Here is an 18,821-nt window from a genome sequence, read left to right as displayed (position 1 = left end):
GGGGGGTTCTGTTCACTTATTTTGGTACTAAGAAATCTGGTAATTCTACAGAATTGCGAAAACGTTTACGTAACAATTTCCATTAAAATCCATACAAGATAACGATATTTTTATTACTTTTGACGGCGAAATCAAAGAAAATCTAAATAATAATCTCTGATTCCTATTGATCTAGAAGAATAATACACGACAACAATTGCCTGTAAATTCAAAAGACCAAACAAATATTTAAAAGTAATATAACCTATAAAACAACATCATTATGTATCAACAACTTAAACGTGCCAGCATGGCACTTGCTTTAGGCTCTGTTTGTATTGGTGCGTTTGCACAACAGAAAACAATACAGGGTACGGTGAAGGATTCTAATGGCGAGCCAATGATTGGTGTTACCATTACCGACCAAAACGGTAAAGCTGGCGGAATCACAGACTTGGATGGTAACTTTACTATCCAAAACGTAGAACCTAACACGGTTCTTACATTCAGCTATGTAGGCTGCAAAACACAAAAAATCAAAGTAGGAGGTCAAAAGTCATGGAACATTACACTCGAAGATGACAACGCAGCTCTTGACGAGGTCGTTGTTGTGGGTTACGGCACCATGCGTAAGAGAGATGTCACCGGTTCTATTGCATCTATCAACTCTGATAAGATTGCAGCTCGTGGCACAACCAATCTCGCAGAGTCTTTGCAGGGTTCAGTACCTGGTGTCAACATTACCCAGTCAGGTAGCCGTGCAGGCGCAGGCTTCAATATCCAGGTTCGTGGTCAGGCTTCAATCAACAAGCAGGCTCAGCCTCTCTATGTAATCGATGGTGTAGTTTGTGACAACATGGACTTCCTAAATCCAGACGATATCGACCGCATCGATGTATTGAAAGATGCTTCATCTACCGCCATCTACGGTTCCCGTGCTTCTGCCGGTGTCATCATGATTACTACCAAAGGCAGCAAGGGCGCAGACAAGGCTCAGAAGGCCACCATCTCCTACGATGGATATTATGGCGTAAAAAAGCTTGCCCGCATGCCGGAATTGATGGGTGCCAATGAATTCATGGATTACCGTTTTGCCAGATATACCACTCTCGATGGTAAGAGCTACGATGGCTCAAGTCGTAAGGGTGTTGATGCCGATGGACATCCACACTACATCATAAAGGATACCGACTTGAATTCAGCCTTTCTGACCCGCAAGGGAGGAACCAGCTACAAGGATTCAAAGCTTTACGAACTAATGATGGATCCAAGCTTCGACGGTTACGACTGGAAGAAGATGGTAACCCGCACAGCTGCTCAGCAGAACCACTTCATCAGTGCTGCAGGTGCTACAGATAAGGTAAACTACCGTGTAGGTATGGGTTATCAGGGCGAGGAAAACGTATTCAAAGGCAATGACTATGAGCGTTTCAATCTGAAGGGTGCCATGGATGCCAAGCTTTCCAAGATATTTGATGCAGGATTCTCTGTCAACTTATCTATGAGCAGTACAGAAGACGTATGTACTGATGGAACTTATTCACCATACGTAAACGCATTCTATTTCAACCCATTCGTATCTCCTACAGATGCTGATGGCAACTTGATTCCTAACCCAGGAGCCAAAGCAGCCTTTGGTTCAGATGCTCAGTTTACCTCGACATACAACCCATTGATTGACCTCTATGATGGTAATTATACCAATGAGACCAAGAAATATACCATGATGGGTAACTTGTATCTACGTGCCAATATTATGAAGGGATTGAAGTTTACGACAACCTTCTCTCCAAACTATTCTCACAAGCGCCAGGGCATCTTCTATGCCACAGGTATCAACGAGGGCAACGATGTAGGTTCTACCTACTATCAGAAGAACAAGACCAACTTTGCATCTGTTGCAAACACCAGCCGAATGGATTGGACCTGGGATAACCAAATAGACTATAACGAGACTTTTGGTGACCACAACATTGGTGCCATGGCCCTCTTCTCACTCTATAAAAGCAATACTGAGTATCAATACGAAGAGGCTAAGGGTATCGCCAACGATCATACTACATTCCACAATCTGGGTTCAGCTAGCGGTGATAAGAATCTCTCCAGCAAATACAACGAGTCATCTTTGGAGTCATTCGCCTTCCGTGCCAACTATTCTTACAAGGGAAGATATATGGCAACAGCCACACTCCGTGCCGATGGCAGCTCCCGTTTTGCCGATGGCAACCGCTGGGGATGGTTCCCATCTGTAGCTGCGGCATGGCGCATCTCTGATGAGGCATGGATGAAGCAGTTCAGTTCTTGGCTTGATAATACCAAACTCCGTGTATCTTATGGTGTTACAGGTAACAACAATGTGGGCGACTATGTAACCATCGCTTCTGCGACAGGTCCTACATACGTGACACTCGGTGGTACCGAAGTACAGGGTTATCACCCTAACGGATTGGTGAACACAGCCCTCATCTGGGAGAAGGTAAAGGAATTTGACCTCGGTCTGGACCTGAGTTTCCTGAAGAATCGCATCAATTTGACAGCCGACTTCTACAACCGTCTTTCTGATGGTCAGATTATGTCGCGCTCTGTGCCTCTGGAAACTGGTGAGAAGACATCTACCTTCAACGTAGGTTCTGTCCAGAACAGAGGTATCGAGTTGGGCTTGCAGTTCAATATCATCAACAAGAAGGATTTCTCTTGGAGTGCCAACGTGAACTTTGCCCGCAACTGGAACAAAATCAAAGAGTTGAGTAATGGTAAGATTGATGAAGTTGCCAACAACTGGTTCATCGGCGAGCCATTGAACGTACTCCGCGACTATACCCACACAGAAGTTATCACTGACAAGGGTGTAACAATGCATACTATGAATGGTGACAAGCACTATACCCTAAAGGAATTCTACGACAAGTATGGCAAGAAATACAAGTGGTATGAAGGCCAGGTAGCCGTTAATGACTGGAACGACGACGGTAAGATTGATGACAGTGATAAGCAGATTTATGGTTGCACCGATCCACGCTGGACAGGAAGTCTCTCTACCAATGTCTATTTTAAGGGCTTCGACTTCTCCATCATGTTCTATACAAAGAGCGGATTCTGGTCACGCAGCTATTTCCACGAGAAGTATATGAAGTATAGCGACCGTGGTAATGCCCACATGAAGTTGGATTACTACATCCCTGCAGGAGCACCAATCATCAATCATGAGACAGGTGAGATTACAACCGCCACAGAGACCCACTACGGAAAGTATCCTTATCCAAACAACAGCGATACATCTATGGGTGGTTATTTCGGTGACAAGGGTTCAGCCAAGGGAGAAGGCTTCCAGTATCAGAAGACTTCATTCACCAAGGTTAAAAACATCACCCTGGGTTACACCTTGCCAAAGAACGTAGTGAGCAAGGCTGGAATCAGAAACCTTCGTGTTTACATGAATATCCTGAACCCATTCTGCTTCACCAACTACAAGGGCTTCGACCCTGAGTGGGCTTCACAGAGCTTGCAGAACGGTGGTCCATCATCTGTAACCTATCAGTTTGGTGTCAACTTGAAGTTCTAAGCTTCATCCCAATTAAGTTCTAAACTTCATATAAAAAAGGAAACAATTATGAAAAAGATATTATATAGCGTAGCTCTCGCTGCTTGCTGCATGAGCACCATGACCAGCTGTAGCGACTTCCTGGACGCAGAAAACAAGTCGAATGTGAGCGACAAACAAACTTTCGCTACCAAAGATGGCTTCAACACTTTGGTAAATGATGCCTATCAGCGTCTGCATAACATCTATGCAGCACCTCTATTCACCAGCTGCTTTTCTGCAGGTACAGATATGTATGCCGATGCCCGAAATAAGATGAATGAGGCATTGAACACTTATGAGACCTTGACTCCTGAAAATGGTGATATTAAGAATCTCTATACTTATCTCTATGCAGGTATCCGTGCTGCTAATTCTGTATCTTACTATGCACAGAGCGCTAAGATAGATGATGCCTTGAAGAACAAACTCGTGGGCGAGGCACGCGTACTGGCAGCATACGAGTACTATCTCCTGGTGAACAACTTCGGCGGTGTTCCTATCATGAAGGATTTCCTCACTTCTGCAGAAACCGGATATCCAAAGTCTTCTGCAGAAGAAGTATATGGCTACATCATCAGCGAGCTGGAAGATGTCATCAGCAAGAACGTGCTCGAGGCATCTACAGCTACCAAGGGTGGTGGCCGCATCAGTCAGGAAACAGCCAAGGCTATCCTTGCCAAGACCTATCTCTCAGCAGCATGGGACCTCGGCAAGCAGGATTACTTTGCCAAGGCAGCTTCTCTTGCCGATGAGGTAATTGCAGGCAGAAAGTTGACCACACCATTTGCCAGCCTTTGGAAGGCAGATGGTTCTGGCGATGATAACGCAGAGTTCCTCTGGGATGTAGAATATGATCTGGCAACAGCCAACAACACAACATCGGGTGGTACAGCATGGAGCACATACTACTGCAACTACTTGGGTGGAGCCGAAGATCCTATCAAGGCAACTACCTCTAGCTATGTGCCAACAATCTATGCTTTGCATTGCTTTCAGAAGGGCGACCTGCGTTACGATGCTACCTTCATGAAGGAATTGCCAGATGTGAATAAGGGCAATGCAGCAGGAACTGGTTATTGGACTTGGTATAAGAATGGTGAAAGTCTGAAGGGCTATCCTGTAACCCGTTATTATTCAGCATGGTATGAGACCGATACCGACTTCGAGGCATGGAAGAAAGAAGACCCAACCAACAGAGCTAATACCTACCGCATCCCTATGGATACACAGACTAAGGAGGCACAGAATATGGATGGCAAAGATATGGAATACTATGACAACCAGCAGTTGGTATATGGTTCTAACCCTTGCAAGAAATTTGATGACAGCCAGACTGCATCGAATCAAGGCAACACCTGCTATCGTGACATCCATATCATCACATTACCAGAAATGTATCTCGTAGCAGCAGAGGCTTATCTGAAGGCTGGAGCTAATGATAAGGCTTTGGCTCGTCTCAATGAGGTTCACCAGCGTGCTGGTCTTGCTGCACTCACCGGCACTGTAACAATTGACAACATTTTGGACGAAAGTGCATGTGAAAACTTCGGTAACGGGGCACGTTGGATGGATTTGCGCAGAACCAAGACTTTGGTGGAGCGCTGCACCAAGTATAACCACGAGATGGGAGATAAGGCTGCCCAGTATATAGGAGAAAAACTTCTACGTCCTATCCCACAGGCAGCTATTGATGCCAACGATATGTTGACATCAGCAGACCAGAATCCTGGTTATTAAGACAAGATTTGATGAAGGATTTTTTATAAATACCACGACATACACAAAGAAACTATTTAATTAAAGACTGTAATCTAGGATTAAGAATCTTGAGATTACGGTCTTTTTTCATTTCCTGTCTCCTTTTCGTTCGCTAAACATAAAGAATAGAATTTTATCACGATTTCCACGTGTAGAAATGAAATAGAGATTAAAAAAGCCCAGAGGATTATCCCTCTGGGCTTTTTATTTAAAATAGAACTATTTTTATTCAGGCTTAGCTCCCTCCTTCTTAGAAGCAGCCTTCTTAGCTGTTGTCTTTTTGTCAGCAGGAGCCTTCTTGGCTGCTGGCTTCTTGGCTGCAGCAGGCTTGTCGCCACGAAGTTTTACCACTTCCTTCTCAATCTTCTCTATCTTAGCCTGAAGACGTGTAATTTCCTTGTCTCTCATCTCAATCTCCTCGTCCTGGTTGGTGATGGTAGTGAGAAGACTCTCGAGCTGCTCATTATCCACCTCAGCAGGATAAAGGTTGTTGACGCGAGTGATGAAGTCACCAAGAATGTTCATATAGTTGGTGAAAGCATCAAAAGGACTAGAGTAAAAACCGCGGTCCAGACCTACGTTACTTGGCTTGGTAGTCATGAAACGGAAGTTGTTGCTAGCCTGGAGATAATCCCAGTCCTGATTGATACGAGGATCGTTGGCTATGCGAACACGGTCGGCTACGCTATAGAGCTTGTTGAAAGCCTCACGCTGCATTGGGTTACCGAGCCATGAGCTGACATCACGTTCCTCGTCTACCCAACTCAATGTATCAGGAACGTTGATTTCGCCTACAGACTTCATCTTCTGGAAAATCTCGGTAGGAGTAGAGAAGGTAATACCACGGTCCTTAGCACACTGTGGAAGCGCCTTCAGGAACTCGAGAATATTGCTAGACAAAGGCTGGGCAATACCCAAAGCAGAAAGCTCCATGAAGATATTGATAACCTGCTCCTCTTCCGGGAAAGCAGCAATCTGATTCATGTAGTTGTCTGCAAAGAGAGGATAACCTTCCCAATCACTGTTACTGAAACGCAGAGAAATGTCATCGCTCAGACGAACATCGCGAAGCAAAAGCTTCAGCTTTGGGTTCATGGCACAATGATAAACATAGTGTGGAGACTTCCAACCCAATACGTGCTTAGCACCCTCGGTCAACATACCCATGAAGCCCATATCAGCTACCTGAGCACCAATCTCGTCACTATAGATGAGAGAAGAGTTGCGGAGTACGGTAGGCTCCTTGCCGAAACATTCCTTGATCTTAGTGCACTGGCGCTTCACCTCATCCTTGAAGCTAGCCTCATTAACCAATGAAGCAAGACCGTGAGAATAAGGCTCTGCGAGGAATTCCACGCAGCCAGTGCTGTTCAACTCCTGCAGTTTCTCCATCACCTGAGGAGCGTGGAGTTCCAACTGCTCCATACCCACACCAGAGAGTGAGAAAGCCACCTTGAAAGATTTACCATTCTTCTCAATCATCTCCTGAATGGCATTCAAGGCTGGCATATATGAACGCTCAGCGATATCGTTGATGCTACGATCATTCTCATAATCATCATAGTAGTAATGATCGGTACCGATATCGAAGAAGCGGTAGCGTTTCAGATGGGTAATCTGATGTATCTCGAAATATAAACAAATTGTTTTCATACTTTGAACTTTAAATTTTGAACTTTGAACTTTATGATTAGCCCTTTAACATTAAAAATTACTTCCACCCCAAAGTCTTGAGATAGAGGTCTTTGATGCGGGCTCCCACTTTCTCCCAGGTAATCTGGTCAACTTCCTTCTTGCCTTCCTCAGAGAGATAGTCGAACAGACTCTCGTTGTGGCAGATGCTGTAGATGGCATCGGCAAGGGCATGAATATCCCAGTAGTCAACCTTGATACAGTTGGTAAGGATTTCTCCACAACCACTCTGCTTAGAGATGATAGTAGGTGTGCCACACTGCATCGCCTCCAGAGGAGAGATACCGAAAGGCTCACTCACTGATGGCATGACATAGACATCACTATCCTTGAGACATTCGTATACCTGCTTGCCACGCATAAAGCCTGGGAAGTGGAAACGGTCGGCAATGCCGCGTTCTGCTGCCAGATAAATCATCTGGTCCATCATATCACCCGAACCTGCCATGCAGAAACGCACGTTGCGGGTACGGTGCAATACCATATTGGCTGCCTCTACGAAATACTCAGGACCCTTCTGCATGGTGAGACGGCCTAGGAAGGTTACCACCTTCTCCTTACCCTTATGGTTAGGACGTGGAATGTCTTGCCACTCCTGCTTCAATGGATAAACGGCATTGTGCATGGCGAAGCACTTGCGTGGATCCTGGTGATACTGATGAATAACTGTCTGACGAGTCAACTCAGATACACACATGATACAGTCGGCATTGTCCATACCGTCTTTCTCGATAGAATATACGGTAGGGTTCACCTTACCACGGCTGCGGTCGAAATCGGTAGCATGTACGTGAATGCACAATGGCTTTCCACTCACTCGCTTGGCATGAATACCAGCAGGGAATGTCAACCAGTCGTGGGCGTGGATAATATCAAATTCTTCGCTACGGGCAACAACTCCGGCAATGATACTGTAGTTGTTGATCTCGTCGTGGAGATTAGATGGATAACCACCGGCAAAGTCCATGCAGCCGAGGTCATTCACGTTCATATAATTAAAGTCAGCATAGATGTGGTCACGGTAGCGGAAATAGTCATCAGGATCCATAATGTTGCCTACGCGCTGCTGTACATAGTCGTGATTTACATCACGCCAAGCAATAGGCACACTGTTCATAGCCACAAATTTACATGCACTGCGGTCCTCATCACCGAAAGGATGAGGCAGACACAATGTAATATCGACATCACCCTGGGCATGCAAGCCCTGAGAGATACCAAAGTTGGCAGTAGCCAAGCCACCAAATACGTGAGGAGGATACTCCCATCCAAACATTAATACTTTCATATAGCGTCCTCCTTATATTAATATTGATACTTTTCTAGTAATTCGAGCGCACGGAGAATCTCTGCCACATTCATGGCGAAAGATGTGGCGCCTCGACCTGCAAATGGTGGGTTGCCATCGAAGAGCTCACTGATAGTACCGAGACAATGATAAGACATCTCGTCTTCGAAACCTACCATCTGACGCTCAACGAAACTCAAGCGTGTACGCTTATAGAGTTTCAGACTCGCCTCCATATAGAAGCCGCAAAGCCATGGCCATGCTGTACCCTGATGGTAAGCATGGTCGCGCTGGGTCTGAGGTCCTACATAGATAGGATTATAGCCACCGCTCTTTGGAGAAAGAGAACGCAATCCCTTAGGAGTCAGGAGTTCACGGGTACAGATATCAAGTACCTTCTTCTTCTGGTCCTGAGACAATGGTGAATAGTCGAAGGCTACTGGGAATATCATGTTTGGACGAACACTCCAATCCATCATGTTACCATCTACATAATCGTAAAGATAGCCATATTCATTGAGGAATGTATCTACAAACGACTTCTTGGTAATCTCTGCCTGAGCCAGCAATTCCTGCTGGTCAGCCTCCTCACCTACTGCCCCTGCCAAAGAAGCACAGAAGCACAATGCATTGTACCACAGAGCATTAAACTCAACAATATATCCGGTACGAGGAACCACAGGACGGCCATTGGCGGTAGAATTCATCCAGGTAACAGCCTTGTCTCTTCCATTGGTATAGAGCAAGCCGTTCTCCTTCAATTCCAGGTTAGGATGCTTGTTGTCCTGGATGAAACGAATCACGTCCTTGATAAACTGGCCATACTTCTTGTGGCACTCTTCCTTAGAGGTTTCCTTGGCATACTGCTGCAAAGCCCAGACTGCCCAAAGTGGCACGTCAGGCTGCTCTATCTCAGTAATATGAGCTGTAAGAGGCTTGCCCTCCATAAACTCATAGTATCCGCGCATGGCAGTCTTCATGACCAATTCAAAGTAATCGTTCTCCTCAATAGAGAGCGTAAGACCAGGAAGAGAAATGAACGTATCACGGGCACGGCACTTGAACCATGGATAACCGGCAAGGATATAGCGGTCATCATTCTTCTCACGACGATGGAACTGATGAGCAGCATTGACCAGACAATGGAAGAAGTTGTCGCGAGGCGAACGCTCGTCAACCTCTGTGTCAAAAAGTTTCTTCAAGCTACTGGTCTTGATTTCAGAAGTAGCTGCAGAAAAGACGATAGTCTCGCCCTTCTTGATACCCATTTCGAAATATCCTGGAACATAGAGGTCTTCATTAGAAGCATAACCTCTCTCCTGCTCCTTTGGATATTCTACTCCACGATACCAGTCTGGGCAGAATTTAAACTCGTTCTTCTTAGAGAACTGCATATAAAGGTCAGGATAACCAGCATACATGCAAGTCTTGATTCCGTTGTCTATAGCAGAATAGTCACGAGAAGCTGTTGAATTCTCATGAGTAAACTGGCGAACGCTACGGAAAGCCAAGAATGGACGGAAACGAAGTGTGGTGGCAGAATGTCCGTCTACCAAAGTATAACGAATCAGAATACGATTCTCATAATGCTGGAAAACGACCTCTTTCTTGAGGATAACACCACCTACGCGATAAAGTGTAGTAGGCACCTTATCGCAATCAAATTCACGAATGTACTTATGGCCGAGCGGACTAAAATTATTGCCTTGGTACTTGTGCAAGCCGAGATTGAATTCAGCGCCATGCTGAATCACCGTAACATCGAGCGAACTTAAGAGCACATGATTCTCATCGTCCAGTTCTGGAACCGGAACGACAAGCAATCCGTGATACTTTCGCGTATTACAGTCTACAATCGTTGAGCACGAATAAGCACCCGAGCGGTTTGTTCTTAACAACTCCTTTGGCAATGACTCTTGTAAGTTAGTCATTAGGGCCTTTTCGAATTTTAGATAACTCATAGATCTATATTAAGGTTTATAAATTATTGACTTTAATCTATTTTGCATTCAAAGGTAAGAAAAAATAATGGTATAGCAAAGGAAAAAGCGCGACTTTTTCTTAAAATCTTCATTTTATATGTTATAGAACATATTTTTTGCTTATTTTTTTCATTTATGTGGATTTTTTTATGTACTTTTGCACACGGTTTTAAACCAATATAAACAAAACGAACAAGAAGGATAATGGCAAAACATAAGATTTGGAATACAGATAGTGCAGCCAAGGAAGTGGCAAACTTGTGGGGCGGCATCAAGGGTGAACAGCTCGCGATGATGAAAACGTATATACAAGTCACCAAATACAAGAAGGGTGAAATCATATATGAAAATGGTACTATTCCCAAAGAAGCCATGTGTCTGCTTGCAGGAAAGGTGAAGATTTACAAGGATGGAATCAACGGAAAAAGCCAGATAATCCGCGTTATCAAACCTAGTGAATTTCTGGGATTCCGTGCCTATTTTGCCAATGAAGCCTACAGAACTGCAGCAATGGCTTTAGACAACTGTGTAGTGGCTCATTTTCCTATGAAGGTTCTCATGAAGATGCTGCAGAGCAGTTACAACATCGGCTTTTATTTTATCAAATACCTGAGTATTGAAATCGGTAAATCAGACGACCGCACTGTCAATCTCACCCAAAAGCACATCCGTGCCCGCCTTGCCGACGCTCTTCTTTTCCTATTGGATTCTTATGGACTGGCTAAAGACGGTTGCACCCTGGATTGTAGTCTGAGCCGTGAAGATTTAGCCAACATTGCCAATATGACGACAAGTAACTGTATTCGCACCCTATCCTCCTTCGTGACGGAAGGCCTTATCAGTACGAACGTAAGAAAAATAAAGATCCTGAATGAGGAAGAACTGAAGAATATTGCAGAAAGGGGATAAAAAACACAATATGCCTTGAAAGGGCAAAAGCATCAATGAAAGCCATTGTCCTTTCAAAGCGTATACAGTTAAATTTTATTCACGACCTCCTACTACGCAGGAATCAGGAAATTGACAACTTCCTGAATAACGGTAATCTGGTAAGGTCCTACCGGCGTATTCATCAATCTGCCATCAATACCAATCAGGGCATTGGATGAAACCTCCACTTCTCTGGTACGGTAAGGATGCACACTCTTATGATTCAGGAACTTACCTTTCACAAAGAGGTAAATACCCTCAAAGAGTTGCGTCATCTGCGGATGATAAACCACAGAAACATCCAGCAAACCATTGTATGGCACAGCATTAGGAGTTTGTCCGTAACCCGTTGCATTACCGACGCACATGGTCATTACCCTGCGCTTGATGACATCTGAATTGATTTTAATATGCATCTTATAATCCAGACGCTGGAAGATCATCAGGATGAAAGAACAGAGGAACGACAGCGTACGGGAGCCAAACATGTGATGAGTTTTCCTTCTCAGGTTCATGATGGCAGCAATCAATCCTATATTGATGCAGTTGAGGAAATAACGTCTGCATTTCTCCCCTTTCTTATTCGTATAACGGATACATCCAAGGTCTATCTTTCTGATTCTTCTTGCTTTAAGAGATGCCACCGTTTTTTCAATATCGCTGTCGCTGAATCCCCAGAAATGGGCGAAATCATTCATCAATCCATTAGGAATCACACCCAGCGCCACCTGTTCACGCTCCTCAGTATTCATCTGCATCAAGCAATTGACGGCATCATTGAGCGCAGAATCTCCGCCCACAACAACTATTGTCTTATAGCCATTATTGACAAACATCTTAATCAGTCGCTCTACGCTTTTCTGATTTTCACTCTGCACAAAGTCATAATCTACATTTTGTGCCTTGAGTACCTTTTCTATTTTTTCCCAGCGCTTATTGCTTCTCCAGCCGCCTCGAGGGCAGTAAAGCAATCCCCATTTATTCTCGTTTATCATTGTCTCTTCTTTGTAATTTGAAAGTTGAATAATATTACCTCCACCTAGACACCGTCCTCAAAAGCCTAGACACCGTTGCATCCGATTCCATCGGATACCAGCCCGAGCCAGCTTTCAGGCTACACCTTAGCTCCTCATCAGCTCCAAAACAGCCTCCACCTTTTTCTCCATCGGCTGCAGGGCATCAATCCAATTGATGGTAAACCCTCTTCGCTCCATACCGCGGAACCAGGTCATCTGGCGCTTGGCAAACTGATGGATGGCAATCTCCAAACCTCTGAACATTTCATCATAGGTGGTTTTACCAATCACATATTCGGTGATAAACTTATATTCCAAACCATAATAGATGAGGTTTTCTGCTGGAATTCCCCTGTCGAGCAAACCTTTGATTTCATCTACCATTCCTTCCTGGAGTCTCTGCTTCAGCCTTCGGGTAATCTTTTCTCTACGGGCATCACGATCGATACTGACACCTATAATAAGCGAATCTACCGAAGGCAATTCCCGTTCCGGCATAGGATGCTCCAGATTATAGGTTTCTATTTCGATAGCTCGGATAGCCCTCTGTGCAGTATCCACATCTGTGCGATTGTGCATATTGGAACCCGTTTTAGCCTTCAACTCTTTCAGCATCACCGTTAGCTCATCCAGGCTCTTATCAGCCAGCCGGTCTCTCAACTCCTGATTCTGTGGTACAGGCGAAAGATGATATCCCTTGAGCACAGACTCAATATACAGTCCTGTTCCGCCGCACAAGATAGGCAGTACGCCCCGTTTCCGGATATCGAGATAGGCATCATAGAAATCTTGCTGATATTCAAAGAGGTTATACTTGATTCCCGGTTCGCAGATATCTATCAAGTGATAAGGTATCAACTTGCCGTCCACGGTATAATCTTCCAGGTCTTTTCCCGTACCGATGTCCATGCCACGATACACCTGGCGACTATCGGCGCTGATAATCTCCGCCCCCTGGGTAGTTCCCCCCCACGACGCAGCATCCAAGCTGTTGATCTTGGAAGCAAGCGCTGCGGCAAGGCTCGTCTTTCCGCTCGCAGTAGGACCTAATATGGTAATCATCGTCTGTTTCATGCCGCAAAGATAAAGGAAATAATTGATAATACAAAATAAAACGAAAAGAAATTCTCACATCAAGACAATCTGAGCAATCATTTGTGAGTTTTTGAACAAAAAAGGAAGTATATAGACAGAAAAGAGAAGTATGTATATAGAAAAAGCCGCCCAGCATCAGAAATGCTGGGCGGCTATATTTCTTAATCGTTAAGAGGCAACGAATTAACCGTTGTGCTTCTTCATGATCTTGATCAACTCAACAACCTTGTGTGAGTAACCAATCTCGTTGTCATACCAAGAAACAACCTTAACGAAGTTGTCTGTCAAGTAAACACCTGCGTTAGCGTCGAAGATAGATGTCAAAGCGCAACCCAAGAAGTCAGAAGAAACAACAGCATCCTCTGTGTAACCGAGTACACCCTTCAACTCACCCTCAGAAGCAGCCTTCATTGCAGCGCAGATAGCCTCCTTAGAAGCAGCCTTCTTCAAGTTAACTGTCAAGTCAACAACAGATACGTCCAAAGTAGGAACACGCATAGAGATACCTGTCAACTTACCGTTCAACTCAGGGATAACCTTACCTACAGCCTTAGCAGCACCTGTAGAAGAAGGGATGATGTTGCCAGCAGCTGCACGGCCACCACGCCAGTCCTTCATAGATGGACCGTCAACAGTCTTCTGTGTAGCAGTTGTAGAGTGAACAGTTGTCATCAAACCTGTCTCGATACCGAAGTTATCGTTCAATACCTTAGCGATAGGAGCCAAGCAGTTTGTTGTACAAGAAGCGTTAGAAACGATCTTCTGACCATTGTACTTGTCAGTGTTAACACCGCAAACGAACATATCAGCCTGGTTACCGTTAGCGTCAGCCTTAGAAGGAGCAGAAAGTACTACATACTTAGCACCAGCCTTCAAGTGCTTCTCAGCCTTGTCGTAAGCGAGGAAGAGACCTGTAGACTCAACTACGTACTCTGCACCAACCTCATCCCACTTCAAGTTCTCAGGATCACGCTCAGCAGTAACACGGATGTGGTTACCGTTTACGATCAACTCGCTCTTCTCAACGTCAGCCTCGATAGTACCGTCGAACTGACCGTGCATTGTATCATACTTCAACATGTAAGCCATGTAATCAACAGGGCACAAGTCATTGATAGCTACTACCTGTACTTCCTTTGCGTTCTCAGCCTCAACTGTAGAACGGAATACGAAACGACCGATACGGCCAAATCCGTTAATACCAATCTTAATCATTGTTCTAATATTTAAATTAAAAGTTTAAAAATTATATCTTTTAAGCTATCAAGCGAATCCGAAGGAGCTGATAACACCTTTTTTCATCCCTATCAAGCATTTTTTCTTCTTTTCGTGCGCAAAGTTACAAAAAATTTTCTAACTTTGCACACGAATAGAGTATTAAATAAGTTAAAAAAAGGCGATAGAACTCGATTATTACCTATTTTAAGCACTTTAAGATGCCATACTGACAACTCCATATAGCAAAATGCAATTATTAAATGGAAGTAGAATATGACACCAGAAGATAAAGTGAAAGTTGCGTCTGAAACTTACACCTTATTATATTAAGGGGGAAAAGCTTCATCGTACACAGAAAAGCAAAAAATAGATCATTTCAAGGAAAGTATTAATCATTATAAACATTAAAGACTATGGGTAAATTTTTGAATGAATTCAAGCAATTCGCCATGCGTGGAAATGTGCTCGACATGGCAGTCGGTGTAATCATCGGTGGTGCTTTCGGCAAGATTGTAAGTTCTGTAGTAGATGACATCATCATGCCTCCTATCGGATGGCTCATCGGTGGCGTCAACTTCTCCGACCTCAAAGTCACACTTCCATCAGTAGAGGTGATCGGTGGCGAGAAGCTTCAGGCTGCAACCATCAACTATGGCAATTTTCTCCAGACCACTCTCGACTTTCTCATCGTTGCCTTCTGTGTATTCCTGCTCATCAAGGTAGTGAACAAGGTTACCGCCAAAAAGGAGGCAGAGAAGCCTGCTGAAGCTCCTAAGGCTACAGAGCCTACCCAGGAAGAGAAGCTCCTGGCAGAGATCCGTGATTTGCTGAAAGAGCAGAAGGGATAACCACTGTTTTTTTCATGGCAGAATAAAAAAAAGAAGACAGGAATGAGAGGATATGAATACCACTATCAAGGCTTGAGAAGTATTCCATCCCAACCATTCCTGCCCCTCCTTAAAGAAAAATACTATATATAAATAAGGTATAAAAGAAAAAAAGCCACAATAACTCCCCTACTTTTGAAAAAAACACACATTTTTCACGTTTATTAAAAAATACTTTCATTTTTCCTTGCTGATTACATATTTTTTTTGTAGCTTTGCCCCGAAATAAGATCTAAGTAGGTACACTAAATCTTAATTAAACATCAACTCTTAACATAAACAATATGAGTAAGAACATGAAACCTAAAGACCAAATGAAGACAGCGTTGCTGATTTGTGCGCTGACTTCCATGTCTCCTGCGTTTGCAAATGGTACTATGGTAAAAGCTGACAACTTGAACCACCCTACCACCAGCATCCAACAGCAGAAGAAAGTAGCAACAGGACGTGTTGTCGACAATCAAGGCGAACCTCTTATCGGTGTTACCGTGATGGAAGTTGGCACGTCCAATGGAACAGTAACCGACCTAGACGGAAATTTCTCCCTCAGTCTGAAAAATCCTAATGGCAAGATTACAATTTCCTACGTCGGCTTCAATCCACAGACTCTTACAGCTGCAAGCAACATGCAGATTACCATGAAGTCTGAAGACAAGGAGCTCAATGAAGTTGTAGTTGTAGGTTACGGTACACAGAAGAAGGTGAACCTCACCGGTTCTGTATCATCAGTGGATAGCAAGGCTTTGGAAAGCCGTCCTATCCAGAACTTGCAGAGTGGACTCCAGGGTATGATGCCTGGTGTTACCATCAGCGGTACCAATGGTGCTCCGGGTATGGACTCAGGTAGCATCAACGTACGTGGTGTGGGAACCCTCAACTCTTCCTCTCCTTATATTTTGATTGATGGCGTAGAGTCTGGTACCATGAGTAGCCTCGACCCTAACGATATCGAGAGCATCTCTGTATTGAAGGATGCTGCTTCTGCTGCCATCTATGGTTCCAAGGCTGCCAACGGCGTTATCCTCATCACCACCAAGCGTGGTAAGAGCGGCAAGCCTCAAGTTTCTTATAATGGTTATGTGAGTGTGCAGAATCCAACCAGCCTGGTTGACCGTCTGGATTCATACGAGTATGCCCACATGCTGAACGATGCGCTCGAAAGCGAGGGCAAGGCTAAGAAATTCACCTCTGAAGAGGAAATCAATGCACTTCCTAATACCGACTGGTACGACCTGGCTTACAAGACTGGTTCTCTGCAGCACCACAACGTAAGCGTGAACGGTGCAACAGAGAGCGTAAACTATCTCGCATCTGTAGGTTATCTGAAGCAGTCGGGTATCTTGCCTCACGCTGGACGTGAGCAGGTTAACGGCCGTACCAACCTGGAGATGAAGATCAACAGCCGCCTCACTGCCCGCTTGAATCTCGCTTACATCAAGAACGATTATACCGACCCTTCTTCTGCATACGCAGGTGGTGGTTCTGACCAGATTATCCGTCAGCTCAACTTGATTGCACCATGGATTACCGCTCGTTATGACGATGGTACATGGGGAACCATTTCTGACGGTAGCCCTATTGCATGGCTCGACAACGATCTGAAGGTATATCGCCGCAATACCAACTTCACAGGTCTCTTCGGTGTTGATTACAAGATTCTTGACGGCTTGACAGCTAAGTTGAGTGCATCTTATGTTAATAACAACCAGAACTACGACTACTTCCAGAAGTTCTTCGTTTACAATGCGAACAAGAAGACCGATCCAAATTTCCACGATGAACGAGTATATAAGTGGGAGCGCAAGACCTTCGAGGCATTGCTGAACTACAACAAGACCTTCGGACAGCATACCGTTGGTGCTTTGGCAGGATGGCATGCAGAGGCTTACGACTATAAGTATTGGTACACTTACCGCAAGAACTTCCCTAATAATAGTGTTACCGATATCAATGCCGGTGATGTATCTACGCAGCAGGCACAGGGAAATACCCGTGAGTTGAATATGCTTTCATGGTTTGGTCGTGTTAACTACGACTTTGCAGGCCGTTACCTCTTCGAGGCTAACCTCCGTGCTGATGCATCCAGCCGTTTCGCAGATGGTCATCGTTGGGGTTACTTCCCATCATTCTCTGCAGGTTGGCGTGTGAGCGAGGAAGCTTTCATGGAGGGAACCAAGTCTTGGCTCTCTAACCTGAAGATTCGCGGATCATGGGGTCAGTTGGGTAACCAGGAGGCTTTGAGCGATTACTATCCAGCTATCAATACATACAATATCAATGCCAAGTATGCATTCGATGGCAAGGTAACATCTGGATACTACCAGAGTTCATACAAGATCAACACCATCACTTGGGAAAAGGCGACCACATGGGGCGTAGGTGTTGACCTGGGATTCCTCGATAACAAGATTACTGCATCTGTTGATTACTACAACCGTCTTACAGATGGTATCCTGATCTCTGTAGATGCTCCTTACGAGTTTGCTTTGGGTAGCTATCTTGACAATGTGGGCCAGATGCGCAACCAGGGTGTCGAGATGAGCCTCAACTACAACGATAAGATTGGTGAGGTGACAGTAGGCGCAGGCTTGAATGTTGCATACAACAAGAACAAGATTGAGAGCATGCCTGGTAAGGGATACGTAGGTACTGGCTACAACCAGCGCAACGCTACGGGTCAGGAGTTCAACAGCTACTATGTATATAAGGCTGATGGATTCTTCCAGACTGATGCTGAGGCACAGGAGTATATGAACAAATACTGGCCAGCAGACGGTTCAAAGGGTTCTTGTCCTTTCGGCGGTGGCAGCTTCAAGGCTGGTGACTTGAAATATGCGGATATCAACGGTGATGGCAAGATTGATGCCGAGAACGACCGCTTCTATGCAGGCAGTTCTGTTCCTCGCTGGACCTTCGGTTTGAACCTGAACGCAGCTTGGAAGGGTTTCGACCTCTCTCTGTTCTTCAATGGACAGTTTAAGGCTTACCGCTACTTCGATGCATACGAGGTAGAAGGTGCTTTTGTGGGCGACAGCTCTCACCCAGCAACCATCTGGAGAGACTCCTGGACTTACAACAAGTCAAATCCTAAGATGCCAAGATTGTTCACCAATACAAACTCTCCTAGCTCTTCTCGTCAGGTGATTTCTACATTCTGGCTCAAGAATGTATCTTATTGCCGTTTGAAGAACTTGCAGCTGGGTTACTCACTTCCTAAGTCGGCACTCGAATTCCTGCATGTCAACAAGCTACGTGTTTACTACTCTTGCGAGAATTTGTTCACAATCGACGACCTCGACATCAACGTGGATCCAGAGGCTACGAGCCAGCGACTCAGCTCTTATCCATTGCTCCGCACTCACTCATTCGGTTTGAGCGTAACATTCTAATAAC

General features: G+C 44.8%; 11 protein-coding genes. 5 read left to right on the top strand and 6 right to left on the bottom strand.

Going from position 1 to position 18,821, the window contains the following annotated elements:
- The first annotated feature begins 289 nt into the window (after nucleotides 1-289).
- Nucleotides 290-3,541 (top strand): SusC/RagA family TonB-linked outer membrane protein, encoded by a 3,252-nt coding sequence (locus ACTQ53_RS01930; RefSeq protein ID WP_441931889.1) that lies wholly within the window; start codon nucleotides 290-292, stop codon nucleotides 3,539-3,541.
- A gap of 48 nt (nucleotides 3,542-3,589) precedes the next feature.
- Nucleotides 3,590-5,299 (top strand): RagB/SusD family nutrient uptake outer membrane protein, encoded by a 1,710-nt coding sequence (locus ACTQ53_RS01925; protein WP_441931828.1) that lies wholly within the window; start codon nucleotides 3,590-3,592, stop codon nucleotides 5,297-5,299.
- Between the two features lie 246 nt (nucleotides 5,300-5,545).
- Here the strand turns inward: ACTQ53_RS01925 and ACTQ53_RS01920 are convergent, their stop codons facing one another.
- Genes ACTQ53_RS01920 through ACTQ53_RS01910 form a run of 3 tightly spaced genes read right to left on the bottom strand, consistent with a single transcriptional unit; the run spans nucleotide 5,546 to nucleotide 10,261 of the window.
- Entirely contained in the window at nucleotides 5,546-6,973 is a 1,428-nt protein-coding gene (locus ACTQ53_RS01920; protein ID WP_441931827.1) for a glycoside hydrolase family 57 protein, read from the bottom strand.
- A 58-nt stretch (nucleotides 6,974-7,031) separates the two neighbouring features.
- Nucleotides 7,032-8,300: a glycosyltransferase family 4 protein gene (locus tag ACTQ53_RS01915; protein WP_294969990.1), complete on the bottom strand. Its 1,269-nt coding sequence runs from the start codon at nucleotides 8,298-8,300 to the stop codon at nucleotides 7,032-7,034.
- Nucleotides 8,301-8,317: 17 nt separating this feature from the next.
- A complete protein-coding gene (locus ACTQ53_RS01910; protein WP_294969993.1) occupies nucleotides 8,318-10,261 on the bottom strand; it encodes a glycogen debranching enzyme N-terminal domain-containing protein in 1,944 nt (647 codons plus the stop codon).
- Nucleotides 10,262-10,486: 225 nt separating this feature from the next.
- Between ACTQ53_RS01910 and ACTQ53_RS01905 the strand changes: the two genes are divergently transcribed.
- On the top strand, nucleotides 10,487-11,191 hold the full coding sequence (locus tag ACTQ53_RS01905) for a Crp/Fnr family transcriptional regulator (RefSeq protein ID WP_294969997.1): 705 nt from the start codon (nucleotides 10,487-10,489) through the stop codon (nucleotides 11,189-11,191).
- A 92-nt stretch (nucleotides 11,192-11,283) separates the two neighbouring features.
- Here ACTQ53_RS01905 and ACTQ53_RS01900 read toward each other — a convergent pair whose 3' ends face one another.
- The 3 genes from ACTQ53_RS01900 to gap form a co-directional block, all read right to left on the bottom strand.
- Nucleotides 11,284-12,207 carry a diacylglycerol/lipid kinase family protein gene (locus ACTQ53_RS01900; RefSeq protein ID WP_218415666.1) on the bottom strand — a complete coding sequence of 308 codons (924 nt, stop codon included), beginning with the start codon at nucleotides 12,205-12,207 and terminating at the stop codon, nucleotides 11,284-11,286.
- 126 nt (nucleotides 12,208-12,333) lie between these two features.
- On the bottom strand, nucleotides 12,334-13,302 hold the full coding sequence (miaA, locus tag ACTQ53_RS01895; RefSeq protein WP_441931826.1) for a tRNA (adenosine(37)-N6)-dimethylallyltransferase MiaA: 969 nt from the start codon (nucleotides 13,300-13,302) through the stop codon (nucleotides 12,334-12,336).
- A gap of 204 nt (nucleotides 13,303-13,506) precedes the next feature.
- Nucleotides 13,507-14,538, bottom strand: a complete 1,032-nt coding sequence (gene gap, locus ACTQ53_RS01890) for a type I glyceraldehyde-3-phosphate dehydrogenase (protein WP_118152030.1) — start codon at nucleotides 14,536-14,538, stop codon at nucleotides 13,507-13,509.
- A gap of 416 nt (nucleotides 14,539-14,954) precedes the next feature.
- Between gap and mscL the strand changes: the two genes are divergently transcribed.
- A complete protein-coding gene (mscL, locus tag ACTQ53_RS01885) occupies nucleotides 14,955-15,389 on the top strand; it encodes a large-conductance mechanosensitive channel protein MscL (protein ID WP_441931825.1) in 435 nt (144 codons plus the stop codon).
- Between the two features lie 323 nt (nucleotides 15,390-15,712).
- Complete coding sequence (locus ACTQ53_RS01880) at nucleotides 15,713-18,817, top strand: SusC/RagA family TonB-linked outer membrane protein (RefSeq protein ID WP_441931824.1); 3,105 nt, start codon at nucleotides 15,713-15,715, stop codon at nucleotides 18,815-18,817.
- The last annotated feature ends 4 nt before the right edge of the window (nucleotides 18,818-18,821 follow it).

The organism is Prevotella sp. Sow4_E9_plate, from assembly GCF_052116205.1.
GTDB lineage: Bacteria > Bacteroidota > Bacteroidia > Bacteroidales > Bacteroidaceae > Prevotella.
Note: the sequence above shows the minus strand (reverse complement) of the source record. Positions and strands in the feature narration are given on the sequence as shown.

Coding starts and splice junctions, on each gene's coding strand:
- ACTQ53_RS01930 (WP_441931889.1), top strand. CDS start 290: ATGGCACTTGCTTTAGGCTCTGTTTGTATTGGTGCGTTTGCACAACAG.
- ACTQ53_RS01925 (WP_441931828.1), top strand. CDS start 3,590: ATGAAAAAGATATTATATAGCGTAGCTCTCGCTGCTTGCTGCATGAGC.
- ACTQ53_RS01920 (WP_441931827.1), bottom strand. CDS start 6,973: ATGAAAACAATTTGTTTATATTTCGAGATACATCAGATTACCCATCTG.
- ACTQ53_RS01915 (WP_294969990.1), bottom strand. CDS start 8,300: ATGAAAGTATTAATGTTTGGATGGGAGTATCCTCCTCACGTATTTGGT.
- ACTQ53_RS01910 (WP_294969993.1), bottom strand. CDS start 10,261: ATGAGTTATCTAAAATTCGAAAAGGCCCTAATGACTAACTTACAAGAG.
- ACTQ53_RS01905 (WP_294969997.1), top strand. CDS start 10,487: ATGGCAAAACATAAGATTTGGAATACAGATAGTGCAGCCAAGGAAGTG.
- ACTQ53_RS01900 (WP_218415666.1), bottom strand. CDS start 12,207: ATGATAAACGAGAATAAATGGGGATTGCTTTACTGCCCTCGAGGCGGC.
- miaA (WP_441931826.1), bottom strand. CDS start 13,302: ATGAAACAGACGATGATTACCATATTAGGTCCTACTGCGAGCGGAAAG.
- gap (WP_118152030.1), bottom strand. CDS start 14,538: ATGATTAAGATTGGTATTAACGGATTTGGCCGTATCGGTCGTTTCGTA.
- mscL (WP_441931825.1), top strand. CDS start 14,955: ATGGGTAAATTTTTGAATGAATTCAAGCAATTCGCCATGCGTGGAAAT.
- ACTQ53_RS01880 (WP_441931824.1), top strand. CDS start 15,713: ATGAGTAAGAACATGAAACCTAAAGACCAAATGAAGACAGCGTTGCTG.